24 protein-coding genes and 1 tRNA gene are annotated in these 21661 nt (G+C 34.6%); 4 read left to right on the forward strand and 21 right to left on the reverse strand.

The genetic code is table 11. The annotated features are described in order from the left end of the window. Positions 1-13: 13 nt before the first annotated feature. Positions 14-364 (forward strand): hypothetical protein, encoded by a 351-nt coding sequence (locus tag BM018_RS00205; RefSeq protein WP_143280351.1) that lies wholly within the window; start codon positions 14-16, stop codon positions 362-364. On the opposite strand, the gene BM018_RS00210 is transcribed toward BM018_RS00205, so the two are convergent. From BM018_RS00210 to BM018_RS00265, 12 genes are all read right to left on the reverse strand, one after another. Continuing rightward, positions 365-973, reverse strand: coding sequence for a ribonuclease HII (locus BM018_RS00210; protein ID WP_092316932.1), 609 nt, complete (start codon positions 971-973; stop codon positions 365-367). Positions 974-1008: 35 nt separating this feature from the next. Beyond that, complete coding sequence (rplS, locus tag BM018_RS00215) at positions 1009-1386, reverse strand: 50S ribosomal protein L19 (RefSeq protein ID WP_092318170.1); 378 nt, start codon at positions 1384-1386, stop codon at positions 1009-1011. A gap of 70 nt (positions 1387-1456) precedes the next feature. Beyond that, entirely contained in the window at positions 1457-2269 is an 813-nt protein-coding gene (gene trmD / locus BM018_RS00220) for a tRNA (guanosine(37)-N1)-methyltransferase TrmD (protein WP_092316935.1), read from the reverse strand. A 3-nt stretch (positions 2270-2272) separates the two neighbouring features. Next, positions 2273-2803 carry a ribosome maturation factor RimM gene (gene rimM / locus BM018_RS00225; protein ID WP_092316938.1) on the reverse strand — a complete coding sequence of 177 codons (531 nt, stop codon included), beginning with the start codon at positions 2801-2803 and terminating at the stop codon, positions 2273-2275. Between the two features lie 15 nt (positions 2804-2818). Beyond that, complete coding sequence (gene rpsP / locus BM018_RS00230; protein ID WP_092316941.1) at positions 2819-3064, reverse strand: 30S ribosomal protein S16; 246 nt, start codon at positions 3062-3064, stop codon at positions 2819-2821. 56 nt (positions 3065-3120) lie between these two features. Then, entirely contained in the window at positions 3121-4110 is a 990-nt protein-coding gene (locus tag BM018_RS00235; protein ID WP_092316944.1) for an A/G-specific adenine glycosylase, read from the reverse strand. Then, positions 4107-5525, reverse strand: a complete 1419-nt coding sequence (locus BM018_RS00240) for a tetratricopeptide repeat protein (protein WP_092316947.1) — start codon at positions 5523-5525, stop codon at positions 4107-4109. The genes BM018_RS00235 and BM018_RS00240 overlap by 4 nt, the downstream gene beginning before the upstream one ends. 9 nt (positions 5526-5534) lie before the next feature. Next, the gene (locus BM018_RS00245; RefSeq protein ID WP_092316950.1) at positions 5535-6782 is read right to left on the reverse strand and encodes a YfbR-like 5'-deoxynucleotidase; all 1248 of its coding nucleotides are present in this window, start codon (positions 6780-6782) and stop codon (positions 5535-5537) included. A 114-nt stretch (positions 6783-6896) separates the two neighbouring features. Continuing rightward, positions 6897-7535 carry a thioredoxin family protein gene (locus BM018_RS00250; RefSeq protein WP_092316953.1) on the reverse strand — a complete coding sequence of 213 codons (639 nt, stop codon included), beginning with the start codon at positions 7533-7535 and terminating at the stop codon, positions 6897-6899. 10 nt (positions 7536-7545) lie between these two features. Beyond that, positions 7546-8520 (reverse strand): NAD(P)/FAD-dependent oxidoreductase, encoded by a 975-nt coding sequence (locus BM018_RS00255; RefSeq protein WP_092316956.1) that lies wholly within the window; start codon positions 8518-8520, stop codon positions 7546-7548. Positions 8521-8579: 59 nt separating this feature from the next. Next, a complete protein-coding gene (locus BM018_RS00260; RefSeq protein WP_092316960.1) occupies positions 8580-9164 on the reverse strand; it encodes a peroxiredoxin in 585 nt (194 codons plus the stop codon). 80 nt (positions 9165-9244) lie between these two features. Further along, complete coding sequence (locus BM018_RS00265) at positions 9245-10273, reverse strand: metallophosphoesterase family protein (RefSeq protein ID WP_092316963.1); 1029 nt, start codon at positions 10271-10273, stop codon at positions 9245-9247. Positions 10274-10378: 105 nt separating this feature from the next. Here BM018_RS00265 and uvrC point away from each other — a divergent pair, with 105 nt between their 5' ends. Further along, positions 10379-12040, forward strand: a complete 1662-nt coding sequence (gene uvrC / locus BM018_RS00270) for an excinuclease ABC subunit UvrC (protein ID WP_092316966.1) — start codon at positions 10379-10381, stop codon at positions 12038-12040. 146 nt (positions 12041-12186) lie between these two features. Here the strand turns inward: uvrC and BM018_RS00275 are convergent, their stop codons facing one another. The 6 genes from BM018_RS00275 to BM018_RS00300 all read right to left on the reverse strand — a co-directional run bounded on the left by BM018_RS00275 (position 12187) and on the right by BM018_RS00300 (position 17944). Beyond that, a complete protein-coding gene (locus BM018_RS00275) occupies positions 12187-12798 on the reverse strand; it encodes a copper homeostasis protein CutC (protein WP_092316969.1) in 612 nt (203 codons plus the stop codon). A gap of 1145 nt (positions 12799-13943) precedes the next feature. Then, positions 13944-14183, reverse strand: a complete 240-nt coding sequence (locus BM018_RS07525; RefSeq protein ID WP_143280353.1) for a hypothetical protein — start codon at positions 14181-14183, stop codon at positions 13944-13946. A 361-nt stretch (positions 14184-14544) separates the two neighbouring features. Continuing rightward, positions 14545-14682, reverse strand: a complete 138-nt coding sequence (locus tag BM018_RS08240) for an alpha-2,3-sialyltransferase (RefSeq protein ID WP_092318173.1) — start codon at positions 14680-14682, stop codon at positions 14545-14547. A 70-nt stretch (positions 14683-14752) separates the two neighbouring features. Then, positions 14753-15160, reverse strand: coding sequence for a 30S ribosomal protein S9 (gene rpsI, locus BM018_RS00290; protein WP_092316975.1), 408 nt, complete (start codon positions 15158-15160; stop codon positions 14753-14755). Between the two features lie 9 nt (positions 15161-15169). After that, on the reverse strand, positions 15170-15601 hold the full coding sequence (rplM, locus tag BM018_RS00295; protein WP_234945086.1) for a 50S ribosomal protein L13: 432 nt from the start codon (positions 15599-15601) through the stop codon (positions 15170-15172). Positions 15602-15724: 123 nt separating this feature from the next. Next, positions 15725-17944 (reverse strand): heavy metal translocating P-type ATPase, encoded by a 2220-nt coding sequence (locus BM018_RS00300; protein ID WP_092316981.1) that lies wholly within the window; start codon positions 17942-17944, stop codon positions 15725-15727. A gap of 117 nt (positions 17945-18061) precedes the next feature. Here BM018_RS00300 and BM018_RS00305 point away from each other — a divergent pair. After that, positions 18062-18135: transfer RNA gene (locus BM018_RS00305), tRNA-Ile, on the forward strand. 300 nt (positions 18136-18435) lie between these two features. On the opposite strand, the gene BM018_RS00310 is transcribed toward BM018_RS00305, so the two are convergent. From BM018_RS00310 to BM018_RS00315, 3 genes are all read right to left on the reverse strand, one after another. Next, positions 18436-18651, reverse strand: a complete 216-nt coding sequence (locus BM018_RS00310; RefSeq protein ID WP_143280354.1) for a hypothetical protein — start codon at positions 18649-18651, stop codon at positions 18436-18438. Beyond that, a complete protein-coding gene (locus tag BM018_RS07530) occupies positions 18626-18967 on the reverse strand; it encodes a cupredoxin domain-containing protein (RefSeq protein ID WP_143280355.1) in 342 nt (113 codons plus the stop codon). Before BM018_RS07530 ends, BM018_RS00310 begins: the two co-directional genes overlap by 26 nt. A gap of 93 nt (positions 18968-19060) precedes the next feature. Continuing rightward, on the reverse strand, positions 19061-19894 hold the full coding sequence (locus tag BM018_RS00315) for an NAD-dependent epimerase/dehydratase family protein (protein ID WP_159428099.1): 834 nt from the start codon (positions 19892-19894) through the stop codon (positions 19061-19063). 171 nt (positions 19895-20065) lie between these two features. Here BM018_RS00315 and BM018_RS00320 point away from each other — a divergent pair, with 171 nt between their 5' ends. After that, positions 20066-21598, forward strand: coding sequence for a BCCT family transporter (locus BM018_RS00320; RefSeq protein ID WP_092316992.1), 1533 nt, complete (start codon positions 20066-20068; stop codon positions 21596-21598). The last annotated feature ends 63 nt before the right edge of the window (positions 21599-21661 follow it).

The raw sequence follows: 21661 nt of genomic DNA on the forward strand, positions 1-21661 counted from the left end.
TAATGGTGAAAATATGAAAAAATTTTTAATTGTTTTGATTTTTCTCAATGCTTGTACTGTAGCTAATAAAAAAGAATTCCTGGAAAACATCAAAGGTAAGTATACTTTAGATTCTGACAAAACAAAAACTGTTAAAGTATCCGCAAATGGACGTATCATTCATAATAATATTATTTATACTTTTCAAGAAGCACTCTCATCAACTAATGCTGTTTATTTACTTGACGATGTACAATATGCTGGATTAACATATAATACAAATACTAAAAAGTTAATGGAAATATGGGCTACAAATTTTGATAAAAATTCTATTGATTGGGAAAATACTTCTCGTACTAGAAAAAATATAGGCACAAAACAATAGTTAAAATAATTTGAAATTTGTTCTATGATAAGGACTAATGCCATAATTTTTAATAGCATTTTTATGTTCTAAAGTAGGATATCCTTTGTTCTTACACCAATTATATATAGGATATTCCTCATGTAAAGTTTCCATAATGCGATCTCGTTCCATTTTTGCAAGAATAGAAGCAGCAGCTATATGGAAAGATTTTTGATCTCCCTTAATAATTGATTCTACATAAACTTTTGGCAATTCTTTTTCTGAGATTCTCATAGCATCAGTTAATAGAGCTTGGACTTCAATTTTCTTTTGGATTTTTGTAAAACATTGTATCATACCCCATTTTGATGCCTGATAAATATTTTTTTGCTTGATTACTTCTAGAGGTATAATTTCTACAGCATAAGCCAATGCTTCATTTTTAATGATTATTTCTAATTTTTGACGTTTTTTAGCAGAAATTTTTTTCGAATCCGTCACACCTTCAATAAAAAAACCATAATGGAATAAAACACCAGCAACTACTAAAGGTCCAGCTAAAGGCCCTCTTCCAGCTTCATCTACTCCAACTACTAATGGAAATCCTAATTGGTAACATTTCCGTTCATATAAAAGAAGATCATTCATACATTATCTATTATAAAATAAATCTTTCAAAAGATTTATTTTATTAATTTATTTTCTCCTTTTTTTAAAGCCAATTCTTTAAGACGAGCAGCTTTACCAAAGCGTCCTCTCAAGAAATATAACTTAGCCCGACGAACTTTAGCCTTACGGACAATCTCAATTGATGCTAAATAAGGTGAATGAAAAGAAAACACACGCTCAATCGAGATACCAGAAGTAACACGCCGAACCATAAATGTTTTTCTATTCATTCCATGCTTAAAACAAATCACAACACCTTCATAAATTTGAATTCTTTCTTTAGTTCCTTCTTTTATACGCACGCTTACTTTAATAGTATCACCCACTCTAAAATTAGGAAATTTATTACTATTATTTTGTTCTTCTAACAACATTTTTTCGATATCATGCATTGTATTTTTAATTTTAACTATTTGTTTTTGAGTTTGATTGACATCAGTTGATATATTATCAGTAGATTCTTCATTTATTATATTTTCTGATTCGTTGGTCATTTTGATACTCCTGTATGGCCTTTTCAAACATATTTATACGTTTTTTGAAAAGATGATTCTGTTTTTTTATTCTAGTTAATGGATTTTTAGAAGAGATATTATTAGAGAAAATATTATATTCTCTTAATAAATCAGGTCGACGTGCCCAAGTTACAACTAATCTTTGAGCCCATCTTTTTTCCTTAATTATTTTGTGATTACCAGTTAAAAGCCAATCAGGTATCAAATAGCCTTCAAATGTTTTAGGTTTGGTATAATGTGGATATTCTAATAATCCATCATTAAAACTTTCCTCTTCTAGTGCCGAACTTTGAAGAACTTCCTCTGACATCCTAGATATAGCATCAACTAAAACCAAAGCTGGCAATTCGCCTCCACTTAAAACATAATCACCTATTGATATTTCCTCATTTATACGAGTTTGTAATAAACGTTCATCAACTCCTTCATAACGACTGACAAAAATTACTAAATGAGGTTTACTAATTAATTCTTTTATTTTCCCCATTGTTAATAATTGTCCTCTGGGAGACATATGTATTATATAAGAATGATTATTTTCTCGGACTGAATCAATAGCTTGTGCAGCAGCATCAGGACGAAATAACATGCCTGGACCATATGAAACACAATAATCATCTATACGTTTATAATTTGTTAATTTATAAATATCTAGTATATCTATGCAAATAGACTTATCTAGCCGTTTCAAAACACCAAATTTTAGTGCTTGAGATACCATTTCAGGAAAAACTGTTAAAATAGTAATTTTTTTTAGCATTATTTAAAACAACTCATCTATATTAGACACATTTACTACATGTTGTGCTAAGTCTATATTATTAATGTAATGACCAATAAATGGTACAGCAATATGTTGTTTTTTATTGTTCAATTGTATAATAAAAATATCTCTATCACCAGCAGAGATTATATTTGATATAAAACCTATTTCATCATTCTGAAATTTCACTTTTAGATCTAAAAGATCTTGAATAAAATATTCATTAGTATCCAAAGAAGGAAGATTTTCCTTTTTAATAAAAATAGGCATTAAACGATATTGTTCAGCCGATGTTCTATCAAAAATACCTTCAAAAAAGACTTTCGCAAATTGCCCATTTTTATCAAAATGGATAGATTGAAAATATAAAGGTCTATAATTAATAACTGTATTTTTCTGATAAATATAAAATTCTTTTACATTTTTTAAATCAGATGGATTATCTATATAAAAATGTATTTTTATAGCACCTTTAATTCCAAACGGCTTTAAAAGAATACCTATTTCGATAAATTCTTGTGCATCATTCACTGTTTACAATTCCTATTAAAGAGTACGTTTAACTTTTGCAACAATTTTTTTTACAATAGGGGTTGCAATTGCTCCTTTTTGAATCCAAGAATCATAACGTTCAACATTAATTTTAATCTGATCTTGTTGTTCGACAGGTCTATAAGTACCAAGATTTTCAATATAGGACCCACCACGAGGATTCCTTGAATGAGCTACTACTACTCGGTAGTATGGAGCTTTTTTTCGCCCGATTCTCATCAAACGGATATTAGTTGACACAGTTGCCTCCACAAATAACTTGAATTCTAATATTTTATATTATAAATTTCATTTTGTCAATTATTTTTTACAGTAACATAATATATTTTATTAATTATTTTTTTTGCTGGCGATATCAAAGGATATAAATCAAGATCACTAATATTTACAAGTATCCAATTATTATTCAATTCTCCAGCTAATTGTTTTTTATAGACTGTTCTATACACTTTATCATTGCATATCCTGTAAGAAAATTCCCATATTTTCTTACCTGTAGATTGATGGGGCAGATCATATAATCCTCTCCTCCTGTTGCCCGAGACTATCTTTTCTAAAACAACTTGATTATCTTTTTCTAAAATAGTAACAGATTCATGTTTAATATTGATCTGTGGTTTAGGTTTTGCTCCGGGAAAATCTAAAGGCGATAAATTTTGTGCTTTACAAAATCCACGTAAAGGACATTCCGAACACAAGGTTTTTTTTGCCGTGCACAACAATGCTCCTATTTCCATAAGAGCCTGATTCCAGATTTTAGGAGGAATTCCGTATTTCGATACCTGATTTACCAAAAATTCTGCTTGAGCATGAATATTTTTCAAGAAAAATTTTTCACTCCTTTTCAGTGCAAAAAATCGGCCCAATACTCTGTCAACATTAGTGTCAATAAGCGGTACGGGTAAATTAAACGCAATAGATGCAATAGCACCTGCCGTATAATCGCCAATTCCAGGTAACTTTTTCAGCAATTCGAAATTATGAGGGAAATTTTTTTCTTCTTTGAGAATACGAGCCGTTTTTAGCAAATTCTTTGCCCGGCCGTAATAGCCTAATCCTGCCCACAAAACTAAAATATCATGCTCATCAGCTAAAGCAAGATCACTAAGCTGAGGATACCGTTCCATAAAACGCGAAAAATATCCATGAACTGTCGCCACAGTAGTTTGCTGGAGCATAACTTCTGACACCCAGACACGATAAGCTGTCGGATTTTCACGCCAAGGCATCGCCCGTTGATTTTTTTCAAACCAGTCACCTACTGTTTTAGCAAGTTCCGGATTCACGATTTTTTCTCATCATTACAGCGTATTTTTTCATCTAAAATTCTCTTGTCATTCGGTGAAAGCTGCAATGCCTTACTGAAACAATCTTCCGACTCTTTATAATCACGTATCGCATGATAAAAAATAGCCGCTTGAAGCCATACTTCCGGATTAGATGGATCCTTTTTAAGAGAACGCTCAAACAAATCCCGAGCTGCATAAACTTTACCCTGAGCATGCATAATATTGCCTAAAAGGCAGAGTGCTTCACCGTTTTCAGGATCACTCTCGGAAAGCGCTTTAGCCCAACGTTCGGCATCTTCGTAGCGCTCATTATCAAAAAGCATGGCCGCATAGTGGAATCGTAAAATCGGATCGCCACTATGCGAAACCAATCCTTGTTTGAAAAGCTGTTCACTTTCTTCGATCTCTCCCAATTCTGACAAACTGACCGCCAATAACGCTAATGCCTCAGCATGTTGGGGATCCAATTCAAGAACCTTTCTGAGCATATCAACCGCCTCATTCAACAGGTTTGCTTCAACTAAAATCGTTGCATATTGAAAATAAGCCGGAGCAAAGTCAGGATAAGAAGTTATCCAAATATTTGCACAATGGAGAGCTTCGTCATAGCGGCCATCGCGCATGAGCAGATTGGCATAATTTTGCAGAGCTATAGAATCAGCAGGATTAATACCTAAAATGCGCTTTAAAATCATCTCAGCTTTGTGGAATTCTGCTTTACGGATCAAAAGTGAGCCATAATTATTAAGAACAGGCAGATCTTCAGGATCGTTGGCTAAACACTTATCATAATACCATTCAGCTTCGTCGATACGCTCCAGCATAAAAAGCATATTAGCATAATTGAAACAAGCTCCCATATAGTTTTCTTCGGATTGAATAGCTTTTTTAAAAAACTCTTCAGCTTCGACAAAGCGCCCCAAATCGGCCAACAAAAGAGCATAATTATTGAAAATAAAAGGATCATCAGGAATCTGCCGCAGCATAAATCGATAGTACCATTCGGCAGCACGAAATTTTTCCTGTTCTGAGAGTTCATTTGCTTTATCCATCAAACGCTCAGCAGCCAAAGCATCAGATTCAAAAAAACGCATAAAATATTTTTCAGCAAGATCAAATTCTCCCGTTTCCACACAAAAAGCACCAAACCTAAAAAATAAATTGGAATTTTCTGGCTCGAGCTGTAATAATCTAGTGTAAATTAATTTCGTTTCACGGAAACGTCCATTTTCATGAAGAAAATCCGCATAAATCGACAAAGCAGTCGTATGCTCTTCATCCAAAGAGAGTATTTTTTGATAAATATTCTCAGCAAATTCCGGGTCGGAATACTTAATATTATCAGCATATTCACCCCAAATGGCAATATCTTCCTCCCTTAAAGAAGCCAGATTCTCACGATTAAATTCCATATATGCCCCTCATCTGAAATCCAACAAAAATGCTTTGAGATCTAAACCAACAATTTTGATATTATCGTACTTATCGATAATTCTTTGTTTTGCTGTCGTAAAATCGGGATCCATAGCACCATTTTTAAGAGCAAGGTCAGCCTCCATAAAAGCAGCAAACTGATCCGCAAAACGCACTAACGAACCGTCGCGAGGATTAAATTCCTTATGATTATATTCGACAGGAATTCCGCCAGCATAAGTAACCACTGTATTTGTATTAGCATCGAAAGTACAGTCGGCAAATTCATCCTTAATAAAATAGAAAAGTTCCGGTCTTAAATGTTCTGGAATAAGATTTGTAAATTTTTTTTCGATTTCTTCTTCCTCTATTTGCTTAATTAGGCTACCTAAGCCGGAAACATTACTTTTTACCGGAGAAATAATATCGCGCGTGAAAACTTCCGGTAGATCGTGGAAAACAGCAGTCCAGAAATTATTATAAATTCTTTTTTTGCAAGCATCTGTCATAATCGAAAATAAGTAAGTAAGTAAAGCTACATAAAACGAATGACCTAATACTGTTGTTTTAGGGGCGCGGTGCAACTGAGCCCAACGCACCTGAAAACGCATCTGACCAAACATCTTAACCAATTGACTATACGAAGAATAATTTTCATTAGCAAACAAAGAATCAGATTCCTCTTGGCGGATATGTTTTGTTTCAAGCTTGGAACGCAAATATTGATGTAGATCAGCATGTTTTCTGCGGAGAATATCCATATCTTTATCGATTTCGTCCATTCCAAAACCATCAGGATTAGCATGGCGAAGCAAATTAAATTCCCATAAAGTAGCATCGGCATGAGCAATTTCTAAAATTTTATTTTCTAGGGAATCTTGCTGTTCTTGATCGCACCAAGCAGAAAATCTATGGATAAAAATATCCGGCAGACCTTTCATATAAGGAATCATTGTTTGTTTTACAAAAAGCTTTAATGCTTTGTATTGTTCGCTATCTGCTTTGATCTTATGAAAAACCGGAGGTTTAATATCCGAGATAACAATTCTTTCAAAGTACTCAAAAATAGCTGATTCTATAAGGTTTGACATGTTTATAGATTCTTCTTGTTCTACAGCTCTAGCTAAGAAATATGCCAAACTAATTTTATGGGCTTGTTTATCAATCTCTACTAATTCTGCAGGTCGCAGTTGGTCATTCCAACGTTGCATTGTGAATCCTTCACACAACTTCAAAACTAAACTTTTTCTTATCATATTTCATTTCCACAATAGTCTGTATATTATAAAAAATATCATGGAATTATGCAAAAATTTGTTAAACAAAAAAATCCTCTTTTACTAATAAAAGAGGATTTTCAATGAAAAATATTAGAATTCTTTAAGTGCTAAGATTAACTGATTCATATCTTTAGCATTTTCACCGATTAATTCGGCTTGTTTTTCTCCAATAATTATATGAGGAAACGCTTGAACACCATACTTTTCAGCATATTCTTTAAAAGCAGGTCCTTCCACCATGTAAGCATGAATATAAGAATTTTCAACAGCCAAACGATGCGCATTCATTACAGCTTGGGGACATTGAGGACAAGTCAGCGAAACATAAACATATATCTCTATCGGCTTATTGATCGCATCAACAATTTCTTTGTATTGGGGAGTTAATGACTCTACTTTACCTGAAACTTCTAAAATAGACATAAGAAACGAATTAATTTCATAACCGCCGGGTGTGCCGTAAAACCCCACTCCTTTCAAGCTGTAATCGGGTGTTGTAACCCATAATACCGGGGAAACTTTTACATTCCAATTTTTTGCTTCAGGGCCTTCGATATTGTTGATTTCAAGATGAAGCTTAGGCGAAAATTCAACAAATTCTTTCAAAAACGATTCTGTTTCTTTACTTTTTTCATTATTGCCTTTAAAGAAAACAATATGAACTGGATCAACCATATCACTGAGAATGCCGGTTAATTGTTCGGTAGTTTCCTGATCAAACACAGCCATAAAATGCTCCTTATTTTTTATTTAAAACATAACTAAAAGCCGATAATGCAGCTTTTGCACCCTCTCCTGCTGCAATAACCACCTGTTTGAAAGGCACAATACTAACATCACCACAAGCAAAAATCCCAGGAATATTCGTTGCACAAAAAGCATCAATAATAATTTCGCCTTGAGGATTTTTCAAACTTTCAGGAGCAAAACTGCTAGAAGGTACTAATCCAATCTCAATAAAAACACCGTCAACCAGAATTATTTTCTCTTCCTGAGAAACTTTATCCAAAATTTTAATACCTGATAAAATCGAATCACCTTCAAAGGCTAACACTTTAGCTTGATACTCAACAGAAATACGTGGATCAGCAATAATCCTGTCAACTAATACAGGATCAGCACTTAAACGATCAATGTCTTGAATAATTACTACTTCATTCGCATAGCCAAGCATATCCAAAGCTGCTTCCACACCTGAATTACCCCCGCCGACAACAGCGACTTTTTTCCCGGCAAACGCCGGACCATCACAAGTGGTACAATAAGCAACTCCTTTACCTGTCAATTCAGATTCTTTAGATACACCGAGTTTGCGAGGTGATTTGCCTGATGCTATAATAATTGATAGAGCCTGATAGATATTACCATCAGAACAGGACACTTTTTTTATTTCATCATGAACATCCATTGACACTACTTTAGTATTTTTTGCAATCACAGGGTGATATTCCAAGACATGCTCATAAAACATATTAACTAAAACATCAGACTTTTGCTGTTTCGTACCCAACCAATTTTCTATTGACGTACTTTGAGTAATTTGACCACCAATATCTTCCGTAATAATTGCTGTAAACATTTTTTTGCGCGATGCATATAATGCCGCATTCAAACCAGCAGGACCACCGCCAATGATAATAACGTCATATACAATTTGAGGATCGAGCATGTTTTTGGAAACTTTGAAAGAAGATAAATTCAAATTTAAGTCCATAATATTCTCCTAAATTATGTTAGTTCAAAGCTTCCTAACTAACCATGAACTATAAAATTTTAATGTTTTTTGCCAAAGAAATTTGTAATTCCTGCCGCAGAAGTAGCCATAGCCTCGTCACCAGGATGCCAATCGGCAGGGCAGACTTCGCCATTTTTCTCAAAAAATATCCAAGCATCAATAACACGTAAGGTTTCCTCAACCGAGCGTCCTAAAGGACCATCATAGACTTGTTCCATGCGTACAATAAAATCTTTATCAATCAAAAAAGATCCGCGTAAAGCATAACCCTTATCTTCCATCAGCACTCCGTAATCTCGGGCAATAGATTTGGTAATATCCGCAACAATCGGATAGGCAACATGTTCGATACCACCCTTCTCTCTAGGGGTACGCAACCATGCTTTATGCGAATGTACCGAATCCACCGAACAGCCAATAACTTCAACGCCTCGCTTTTTGAATTCATCGAGTTTATCGCTGAATGCTCGGATTTCCGTCGGACAAACATATGTGAAATCGAAAGGATAAAAAAAGAATAAAATCAACTTGCCTTTGTAATCAGAAAGTTGAATTTCTTTTTCCTCCTGATTGAGGGCTGCCGTAGCAGTAAAATCGGGTGCAGGTTTTCCAACTAAACTCATATAAAAACTCCTTGTTTTTGTCTCTATACAATTATAGCAAAAAAAATCATTTTTAACAACCCTAAAAAATAAAATCTTAATTAATCAACTAATCGTTCATTTTCGCTTTGGAGCCTTTCGAGAAGAAACGGGGCCAGTAAGTTGAGTTCCTGAGGAAATTCCGTGGATATTTTTTCGATCATCGATCTAGCAAATGATGAATACATAATTTCTTTAGAGATTTGTTTGAGCCCGGCCAAATCCCATGTAATTCGACCAACATCAATTTGATTGAGTTCTAAATCACTAATCCAACGATTCACACGCTGCGACAATGAATATTTCGAAAAAATCAATGAACCTGTCACTTTCAGTTCGATTTCTGCCCAAGGATAATCAATAAGCATAACGCAAGCCCTGTATAACTTTTCCGCAATATCACGCTCACTGTCAATCACGGAAATAGCTACAGTTTTTTGCTCGATAAAAGAAACCGGCAAAATAATACGTTCCACCTGCCATGTATCTGTATCAATCAGAGACACATAACGAGGCCCTTTATCACTTTTCCGGGTCTGCCGGGGAGCTCCTGGATTCACTACAGCAGAACCGTCGATCCATTTATCAAACCAAGTATGATAATGGCCTAATGCCGTATAACGATACCGTCCTGCCAGATCCGATGCAAGAATAGGAAAATAATCTTTACTGTCAGAAGAGCCGTATGTTCCATGCGTGATAAGAACAGCCGGTTCAAAATAAGGCACGGCAATATCAGATAGAGATTTTTCTTCTTGATAAGGTACACAGACAAAATAAATCCCTTCCAACTCGCATACTGAATATGGGACTTGTGCGGCAATAATTACATTTTCAGCAAGTTCCCGACGGTTTTGAAGAAATTTCCAGTCATGATTGCCCGGGACAACCAACACAGTTCCAGAAAAACTTTGCCACAAAGGCAGTAATGCCGCTTCGAGGCTGCGTCCATGAGCCGCAGCATCAAACATATCGCCAGCAATAATAACAAGCTCTGCACGGTTTTCTTGAGCCGTCCTTAGTATGGTTCGCACAACATTCAACTGTTCGACATCTTTGAGATGGAGATCGGCAGTATGCAGAATTTTCATAATGTTCTCCAAATGATTATCTTTATGGAAAATTAAACTTTTTCGATAAAAAAGTCTATAATAGTATGTTATCGACAAAAAATTTAAAGCGGCAAGGTTTCAGCCATGAAAAATTCACAAACAATCACAAAAGAAGTCTTCGGGGTATTCACACCCTACGAACGTGCCAACATTCCCGAACTTCCGGGGGTTTATATCTACAAAAACGCACAAGGTGATATTTTATACATAGGAAAGGCGAAAAATCTTAATAAACGCGTATCTTCGTATTTTTCGAAGAAACCTATTTATTTGAAAACTTTTTTACTAGTCGAACAAATCAAACTGATTGATATTATTGTAGTTGAGAACGAACGTGAAGCCTTATTGTTAGAAGCTACATTGATCAAAAAACACATGCCACGTTTCAATATCAACTTCAAAGACGGAAAATTCTATCCTTATATCAAAGCTATGATAAAGGAAAAATTTCCACGCTTGATTATGACACGATCACACATCGACGACGGAAATTTATATTTCGGTCCGTACACTAGTGCCGGCGCTGTAAGAACTAATTTAGAAGTTCTTCAAAAAATTTTCAAACTTCGGACATGCCGAACTCTACCCAAAAAAGAATGTATGGAATACCACATTGGACGGTGTTCGGCACCATGTATCAACAAAATTGATGAAAAAGAATATTTGGAATCCTTTGAAGGAGCATTGAAATTCTTATCGGGAAACAAGCAGGACTTGATTGAGTCGCTTCAAGAAAAAATGAAAAATGCTGCCCGGGAATTATTATTTGAAAAAGCTCAAATTTACAAAGAGCAGCTTGATGCTATTTATGCTTTGGATGAAAAACAACATATTTATCTCAGTGATGGCGGCAATTTGGATATTATAGGTATCAGCAGCAAAAACGGACATTATAGTATTACGGTTTCGCTGATCAGGAACGGTAAATTAACAGGAAAGTTAGGATTTACAGCACATACGCTCAATAAAAATATTGTTTTGAATGATCCATCGTTGATTCTTGAAGAATTCATCGCTAATAGATATTCCGAAGAAGAAGTCACTCCCTACGGAATTATTGTTAACAAGGATTTCACAGAGGCAGCTCAGCAATTGACCGAATGGTTTGCAGAAAATGAAATATCATTAACCGTTCGGCCTCCCGAAAACGACCATGAAAATACACTGCTCAAGCTAGCAGAAAAAAATGCTACTATTCACTTAGAACAACAGCTTTCCGAACCTGATATGCTGGAAGCATTGCATTTACTGCAAAAGGAACTGAATCTTAAAAATATGCCAGGATCGATAGAAGGTTTCGACATTGCAAAATGGGACGGCATGCTGGCTAGTGGAGTTTCGGTGCACTTTAAGGCAGGTGAACCTGATAAAAAACAATATAGATTTTTTAATATTAAAGCACGCAATCAACAAGATGATTATATCGCAATGAAAGAAATCATTTCACGTAGATTGAAACAGCTGCTTGAAGAAAATAAATCATTACCGCAGCTCCTAGTAGTTGATGGCGGTAACGGGCAGCTTAACGCAGGCCTTGAAGCATTGAAAGAGTTATCAATTACAAATGTGGATATTCTCGCACTGGCCAAGAAAGAAGAAGAAATTTTTCTTCCTGGCAAAAAACAAAGTATTATCCTTCCAAAAAATTCTGTAGCTCTGCATGTACTGCAAAGAGTACGCGATGAAGCTCATAGATTTTCGCAATATCAATTGCATAGACGTTATCAAAAAAAACTCATGGAATAATTTGCTTTTTCACCTCAAAAATAATAACTTTTAAACGGCTGTTGGAATTAAAACTTGATTCTTAGACAATAGTGCCTCCTAACACACACTATTGTCACCTCCTTGTTTTCTCCAAGCTCTTACCCCCCTTGCTACGAGGGGGGATTTTATATAATTTTCCTACCGTGAAACTCAATTGCTCCTGTTTCACGCGCTAAATCAAGATAATTATCTTTGGCAACGCCACCTCCAACAAGGATAGTTATTTTATTACCAGCTTGCTGGACAAGCTGCTTAAGTACAGGAATATTTTCCGATGCCTTACCGGATCCTCCTTTTGTGAGGACTCTATCATAACCAAGCTTTATTAAAGTACTTAAACTTTCACTGAGATTTTTGGTATCATCAAACGCCATATGACATACAATTTCACAATTCTTAGCAATATCACGGCATTGCTGCAGAAATTCAATATCAAGTTCAGAATTCTTAAGCGCTCCAACAACTAGTCCAGCAATTCCCAAATCATGAGCCACTTGAGCATCTTGAAGCATAATATTTTTTTCAATATCAGAATACTCGAAATTTCCACCACGCGCTCTGATAATAACCGCTGAAGGAATAAAAATAAACTCTCGAGCAGATGCTATTGTGGCATATGAAGGTGTAGTACCTCCAACAGCTAAGTTATCACATAATTCTATACGATCCGCCCCTTCCTGGAAAGCATGATATCCTTGATCGAAGTTTTCGACACAAGCTTCTCTAAGCAACTTCATAAGTGCTCCTGAAAATTACATTCTAAAATTTTGACAAAAAAACAAAAACTACGCACAATAATTATTATAAAATATTATCCAAAGGAAAGCAATTATATGCTCGATCATTGCTTGAAACATTACGGAATTGATCAGAATATTACCCTCTCTCGAAGCCTGCATCAACTTTATGAATTAAACCGACAACATTATTGCTGTGGATATTGTACAATTCCAGCTTTTAAGTACAGTATTTCTCATAAAGAAGCAGTAAAATTACTGGTTATACAAGGACATTCCAATCCGGAAGCTATTCTAAAAGAGACTTTTAGATATGGTGTTTACTTTGGCTTAATTAAAAATCTCACTATTTCACCCACACATAGCGAATGGTCTTTAAATCCTCTATATAAACGTGATTTATTCTTCACAAAACTAAAATTACAAATACGAGAATGTCATAGAAAGGCTCTCATATAATTATTTTGAATATTTTATCTTTAATTGTTAAATATCTAACTGTTTTCCTAAAAATTCTATTTCATTTCTTTTTTCTAAAAGTTTAAATTCTTATTTAGAGATAATCATACTGAATTTTTTCTGTTACCACATAAAATAAACTAATTTATCGTTTGTTTATTAATTTTTATAATAAAAATCAGGAATTGAAAAAAGTGAGAAAATACAGTTTATCACTCTATTATGTTTTTTCAAATACGATATTAATAGAAGACATTATTAAAAATTATAAGTTAACAATAAACCCAATAAAAAATACTAATTTATCAGATATTTAACAGAAATACTAAATTATATAGTACTTTGAATGAACTAATGTATGAGCAAAAAATGAATATTATTCCTTTACCCAATAAAGATAAAATAACATTGAATATTGAAAATCAATCCTTCTATAATAATATTAGTAATATTTAGAAGTTCATACGTTCCGAAGTTTTTATATAAGACACTAAATTTTAATATATTAGAATTTAAACCAGTTTCGTTTCTAGGCATTAAAAAAATTATTTTTTCTCATTTAATTAAATAATAAAATTATAGGAGGACATATTGCTATAAATATTCTCTTTATCTTGTGAAAAAAACATTTTCTCGCTTATCAAGCTTATAAAAATCTCTTGATAAGATAAAGGAATCCAATCTTTCTATGAATCTAGTGGTTTTTGATTGGGGGGGGGGGGGGTATAAGATACACTATTATTCTCAGGGGCTAAAGAAACAAATTGATTAATGTAATTCTCATCACTAACAGAATATAATTTAACACCAGGAAGTCCATTGATCACTGATAATATTTTAGGCTCTAATTTTATAGAATATGTATCAGTATTGCATTTTAAAGATTTTTCTTTAGAAATATTAAAATATTGTTCCCTTATTGTCAAATAATTTTGGCCTAATTAAAAAGGATAAGCAACAGAATCTTGATAAAAATCTATCCCTGTAATCTAAATATTCTTGTAACCAAGATATGCTGCTGCATAAAGAACAAATATCCAGCAGTACAGTGTATACCGTAGTAATATTGATGATATTGTATTACTTCTAAAATGTGAGGAAATAAATAGAATAAACTGTTTATTAATTCTACTGTAGAAAATACTTCTTTAAAATTTGATTCTTTATATTTATTCCATCCATCTCTGACACAGAAATTTAAAAACTGATATTCGTCATTTTGCTGAAGATGCATTTTATTATAACATTATTGGGGTAACAATTCTACACCTATCAAATCATAATCAACTATAGAGTCAAGATAACATTTTTCTCAAAATAAAAATTATTTACCCTAAAAGGATCAAATGTTTTGGGCAATCTTTTATAATTAATTTGACCAATAGAAGAATCATTACCAGCTATAATTACAGCCGGTAAGAAGATCGGAAGAAGACAATATCATATGCAATCAATAATTCCAAAATCATTAAAAATAACAATGTATTTATAGTTTTTAACGTTTCGAATACTGTTCTTTTTTACGAGACTTTCTTAATCCATATTTTTTCCTTTCCACCATTCTATCATCACGAGTTAAAAATCCATGAGCTTTAAGAATAGGTCGAAATTTATCACGATCTAATAAATTTAATGCCCTAGCTAATCCATGACGTACAGCTTCTGCTTGTCCATTAACGCCACCACCTTTAACAGTACAATAAATATCTAATTGATCTACAGTATTAGTAAGTTGAAATATCTCAAATATTTGATTTCTAAAAAATACTGGAAAATAATTTTGAGGTGATTTTTTATTAACGGTAAAATTTCCTGTTCCATTAGGAGTGATGAAAACTCTAGCAACGCTAGTTTTACGACGACCTGTAGCGTATACTTTGTTATCTTTTTGTCTTATTGGCATATTTCCCTCTTAAATCTTATATTGTATAATCATATTGCTATGAGAATTTTTAAATTCAGATCCTTCTACTAAAATAAGTTTTTTAATCATACGGCGTGCTAACTTATTTTTTGGTAGCATCGCTTTTACAGCTTTTTCCAGAGGAAACCATGGTTTTTTTTGCATCATAAGCGAATGTTTTACCTCTTTTAATCCACCAGGAAATCCTGTATGATGCCTATAAACTTTAGTAGAAGCTTTTCTGCCTGTCAAAATAAAATCATAAGCATTTATTACAACCACAAAATCTCCATCATCAAGATGAGGAGTATAAGAGGGTTTATGCTTACCCTGTAAAATGAATGCAGCTTCTGAGGCAATACGACCTAAACTTTGACCTTTAGCATCAATAACAAACCATTTGCGTGAAATTTCTGGTGCTTTTGTATATTCAGTACGCAAGTTTGCAGTTTTCATTCTAACATCCTTTTATTGATTTTTCTTTTGGATACTCACCAAAAGGGATTAATTCAAGAGTCATTATATACTATTTTTTTTATTTTTTCAAGTTTATTTTAGGTTTATTTAAATTTTCTGGCGTGAAAGCAAAACAGAATTTATAATCACTGTTAAGGAGCTGAAACTCATTGCTACTTCTGCCACAACAGGATGCAGCAATCCTAAAAATGCCAGTGGTATCGCAATCACATTATAAAAAAATGCCCAAAAAAGATTCTGCTTGATCTTTGTAAAAGTAGCTTGTGCTAACCGAAAACAAGAAACTAATGATACCAAAGTCCCGGAAACTAAAATAATATCTCCGGCTTCAGCAGCAATATCAGTTCCTGTACCTATAGCAACACCAACATCCGCAGCTTCCAAAGCAGCAGCATCATTAATGCCGTCTCCTACAAAACATACTTTATAATCCTGATTTTGCATTGATTGAATTGTCTCAAGTTTCAATTTAGGAGAGGCCTCATCAATAACAGAATGAATATCTAACTCTTCTGCAATAGCGGCAGCTGCACTTTTATGATCTCCTGTAATCATCATAATTTTCAGTTTCATATTTTTAAGCTCAGAAATAGCAGTAGCAGTACTCTGTTTTAATTTATCGGCAAAACTTACAATTGCTTCGCATTTTTTTTGGGTCATATCGGACAAGCAAACTAATGTTTCACCTTTTTCACGAGCAAGATCTACGGACTGAACAAGTATAGCCGGAATTTCGATACCTTGTTCTATGGTAGCTTTAAGCGAGCCCGCAAACCAGTCCATGTCTTGATATGTTCCGAAAATACCTTGCCCAGGAGATGTTCGGGACGTTTCGAATAGGGCAGGCATAATATTGTTTTCCTTTGCGTAGGCGCTAATAGCATATGCTAACGGATGTTCTGACTGCTTTTCCAACCCTGATAAGATACTGATAATTTCTTTTTCTATTGCCGATGCTGAAAAAACAGACATTACTTTCGGCCTACCCTCTGTGAGCGTACCGGTTTTGTCAAGAGCTAGGATTTGAATATCATTCAATTGCTGGATTGCCGCTCCTCGTCTGATCAAAATACCTTTCCGCGCTCCCAAAGCAGAACCATTGACTAATGCCATTGGAGTCGCAAGCCCAAGTGCACAAGGGCATGCAATCACCAAAACCGCAATAGCTGCAGAAATTGCTGCTGCTAAACGTCCATTTGAATGATATTCTATACCTAAATTTTCCAAAAGTCCAGGAATCGCTTCTGGAAATGCAAACCATATAGCAAATGCCAGAAAAGAAAGCATCAAAATAATAGGAACAAAAATACCAGTAATTTTATCGGCAAGGATTTGAATAGGAATTTTTGTTCCCTGAGCCTCTTGAATTAATTTAATAGTCTGCGCTAAAAAAGATTGATCTGCTAATTTTTCTACACGAACCACAATAAAGCCTTCCAGATTTAAAGATGCTCCAAAAACAAAATCATTAGGACGTTTTTCTACCGGCAGTGATTCCCCAGTAAGAAAGCTTTCATCAGTGCTTGTATTTCCAGACATAATCATACCGTCGACAGGAATTTTTTCTCCTGCCTTAACCTGGACAAGATCTCCCACTTTCAGCTGCGAAATTGGAACTTCAACAACTTCCGTTGGAGAAATCTGCTTGAAAGCGGTTTTAGCACCAAAATTAGCTAAAGCAGCAACAGCGCCCGAAGCTTTACCGCGCGCAAACGTCTCCAGCAAGCGTCCCGTCATATTAACAGTTATCAACATCGTAGCAGTCATCGAATAGTCAGCAATATCTAATCCCAATAGCGGCAGCAGCGAACTAATCCAAGCCGTAAGCGCTCCCAAACTGATCAACACATCCATTCCCAAAGTGGCTGTCTTGAGCGAAGAAACTGCTGCTTTTAAAATACCCATACCAGGAATCAAAATCGTAAACCCAGCAATAGTAAACCCAATAGCAGAATGCATCATTTTAGAAAAGTGCAGATTAAAAAAATGAGGAGCATACATAAGCAAAACAGACAGAACTGTAAAAAACCATGACAACAATACTTTGAATAACAACGGCTGAAGCGATGCATCCAATGATTGGTATTCGAAATCAGGAAAAAGATGAAATCCCATCCTATTAGCCTGATTGACAATAGTATCCCGAGAAATCATTTGATCATTAAACTGTACGACTGCTGTTCCAGAAGCAAAATTAACATTAATAGAATTAATCCCTTTTTCTTGAGAAAGTTGTTTTTCCAGCCTGCTAGCACAAGCAGTACAGTGCATACCTTCGACAACAAATACGATAGATTTTTCCGACATCTTACTATTTCCTTTTTTTAAATAGTATAGCACAATTTCAAATAAAATGACAAATATTATAAAAATTCTTTTTTTGCTTGAAAAAATAAAAAAAATAGTATATAATAATGAGGTATTGGGCCTGTAGCTCAGACGGTTAGAGCAACCGACTCATAATCGGTGGGTCGTGGGTTCGATGCCCACCGGGCCCCAATAGACTTAAATATAAATTTAGGTTTTTATTTATAAAAGGATACCTTAAATAGGTATCCTTTTATAATTTTTATTGATTATTCTACTATCATAAATCCTAGCGAAACATTCAATTGATAGTTTAGAAAATGATAGGAACGATCTCCTTAAAGGAGATTAAAGCCATCTTTTGTATTATAAGCAGGCAACAAAAAAAAGAAATAGAATGACGAAATCTGAATACAAAACCACTATTCATAATGAATCGAAACCCCTAAAGGCAAATCTACGCCTATGCTCCAAAACCACCTCCAGGAAATTCAACTTTTTCTGTTTGATGAGCTTCTGCGACTTACGCTTCCTTTGAGATTTCCAAAAGAAGAGGTCACACCCAGAATATCAACCATAAATTTCGAATTAGCAAATTGTCTGTTGGCAGAATAAGCAGAACTTAAAGAAACATACATTTTTTTAAGAAAAGGATCAGTGTCTCCAACTAACAAATAAAAATTAGAAGCACAGATGTTTTCTAACAAAAAACCCAAAACTCCCCAGTAAATCAACCCCATACACAGAAATTCCTGAAACATTAAAATACTGATAACCAATATCTGCAGTAAAGTTTCCACCTAATAAATTAGCATGTGAACATATTTGACCATTGTCAGGGGTCACAAAATTATTGCCAGATTTGGCTTTCATCAAACTCACGTCCAAACCGCCACCAACTTTCAAGACAAAATTATTAGTACCAATAGCTACATTAGCATCAACAACTAAAATACCCCTAATATTGCCAATAAATAAAAATTTTTGCTCATTAAGATTCTCCTCTATGTTTAAGGTATACAAACAAATCGGAATTTAATCATATATTAACTTTAAAAATATGATAATAGCATTTTTTAATAGCTATATCTACATAGATAAAAATAGTAAAAATATTTACGACATTATCCAACCTTCTTTTGCAAACCAATCGTAAATTCCCAACTTCCAAGAATATCGCAACTGAAACCCTATTTTCTGCAGAAATTCAATATTAACACAGCTATCCGTTTCATGATCACGGAGAGGAAGAGCTCCAAAAAGAAGCTTGTTTTCAGCTTGTAATAAATAGTGAATATATTCAACTACACTACGCACTACAGGTGATTCCCCAGAACCAACAGGAACAACAAGGGATTCTTGATAGCATGCTTGATTATTAATTATTAAATCTAATATACAAAAAAAATCTTCTATATAAATAAAATCGCGCTTTTGGGTGCCAGATGTAAGCTCTATATCATTATTTTGTCTGCAATTTGAAGCAACATAGTAAAGAAAATTAGCCGGTCCAGCCCCATATCCGTAAAAGTGATTGCAATGCAGATCAAGAAAACACGTATCAGTATTTTTTGCTATGTCCATGCCTAAAGCACTAAATTGGTGTTTGGTATAAGCATAATAATTAATCTCGGGCGAGAGATAGGTGCCAATATTGATAAACAGACGAACTCCTGATTCTACAGCATACTCAAGAAGGCTTTGAGAGAAGAGAATATTTGTATTATATATTTCCTTCTTGGATTCTTGTTGGCGACCGTAACTTGCTGCGGTATGAATAACAATATCCGGCTTGAACAACAGCATACTTTGGAGTCTATCAGCTAGGATGCAGGGTTGGGGGCAATGATCGGTATTCCGAACAATAGAAATTACTTGATGATTTTGAGCGAATTTTTTTCGCAGAAAGGATCCAAGAAACCCTGTAGCTCCGCTAATTACAATACGCATATGAATTTCCATATGATAAAATATTAATATATTGTAATATGGGTTTTATTTTTTGTCAAGATGAATAAATATATTATTATAATTTAAATTATTTTTTTGACATATGAATTTATTTTATGTTAAAATTTATTGTGAGGTTTATTTTTCACTTCACATAAAAAGGAGGAAACTATGGACTCTGAGCTCAAAAAATCTATCACATCAAGCAAATTGTTTATCGCAACAGCACCAATCGTTGCTGTTTTAGCCATTATTGCTTTAATCTGGCCTGTACAGCTTACAAACGCCATTGTTAGTGCGACAGCTTTTTTCTACAAAACTTACGATTGGTTTATTATTTGGATACCGTTAGCGGCGCTGATTTTATGTTTTATCATTGCATTCTCGAAATACGGAAATATACGGCTGGGCGGAGCAAATGCTGTACCGGAATATAGTTTTTATTCATGGATGGCAATGCTTTTTACAGCCGGAATAGGTGTAGGAATCGTTTTTTACGGACCGATCGAAGCTCTTTGGCACTATTTTCAATCACCTATTGGTATTGCAGCTGGCTACAATCCAGGTGATGCCGCTGAAAATGCGATGTCGCTTGCTTTATGGGTATGGGGGCTGCCAGCATGGGCTCTATATGCCTTAGGAGGCTTGATTGTTGCATACTTTGCTTATCAAAAAAATGGTGATTTCACGCCTGCAGCATCGCTTGAGATTGGATTTCATAAAAAATCTTGGACTAAACCCTTAGCAGCTTTGGCCGCTGGAGTTGCAGTGGTTTCGATAGCACTTTCCGTATCTTCTTCGATAGCAATGGCCACCACTCAAGTTACTGCCGGTTTCAAAATTATTTCCGGTATCGATTTGCAGGGAAATCTGATAAAAATTATCATTCTAGCAATTATTTTCGTTATTTATACGAGCGCTGCTGTTCTGCCGATCCAACAAGGAATGAAATTCCTTGGCGATTGGACTATGTATATTGCAATTGCGTTGATGATATATGTTTTCCTTGTAGGTCCAACGCAGTATTTTATGAGCGTTATGGTAAATACTATTGGAAAAATCATCACAGAAACAATTCCTTACGGATTTGAATTATATCTATTCCGCAAGCGTGATTGGCTTATTTGGTATCCACTTTCTTATTGGGTTTGGTGGATTACTTGGATGCCTTTTGTCGGAGCGTTTCTTGCAAAAATTTCAAAAGGGCGCACGATAAAAGAATTTTTATTAGCCGCTATTTTAGCTCCTACAGGATTTATGATTGTATGGTTTTCGATTTTTTCAGGATTTGCTTTGGTCGACACCATAGAAGGAACAGGAGTTGTTGCAGAAATAGGCAATTCGGGAGGCTATGAAGGCACCATCTACTATCTTTTGAATCTTCTGCCGTTTTCCAGCATCACAAAAGTGGTTGTTGCTTTACTATTTTTAAGCTTTGTTATCACAACAGTAACAAGCGCAGCAATTTCACTGGGAATCATGACAAGTCACGATGGAAAATCAGAATCCAAAATAAAAACTATTATTTGGTCTATTTTTATGGCTTTAGTTGCTTTTGCTGTTGTAGTAACAGGCAGCATAGAAGGCATAAAAGCTGTAGGATCTTTTGCAGGCTTTCCGTTCGTTTTCCTTATTTTCCTGATGAGCTCAGCGCTTATTAGGCAGATGAGAAAAGATCATAGCAGACCCAATCTGGAGGATTAACATGGAACCTATATATTTAGGATTAACAGTAACTCAACAAATTGTTCAAACGGTACTTGTTGT

Source organism: Brevinema andersonii, from assembly GCF_900112165.1.
In the GTDB taxonomy this organism is placed as follows: Bacteria; Spirochaetota; Brevinematia; order Brevinematales; family Brevinemataceae; genus Brevinema; species Brevinema andersonii.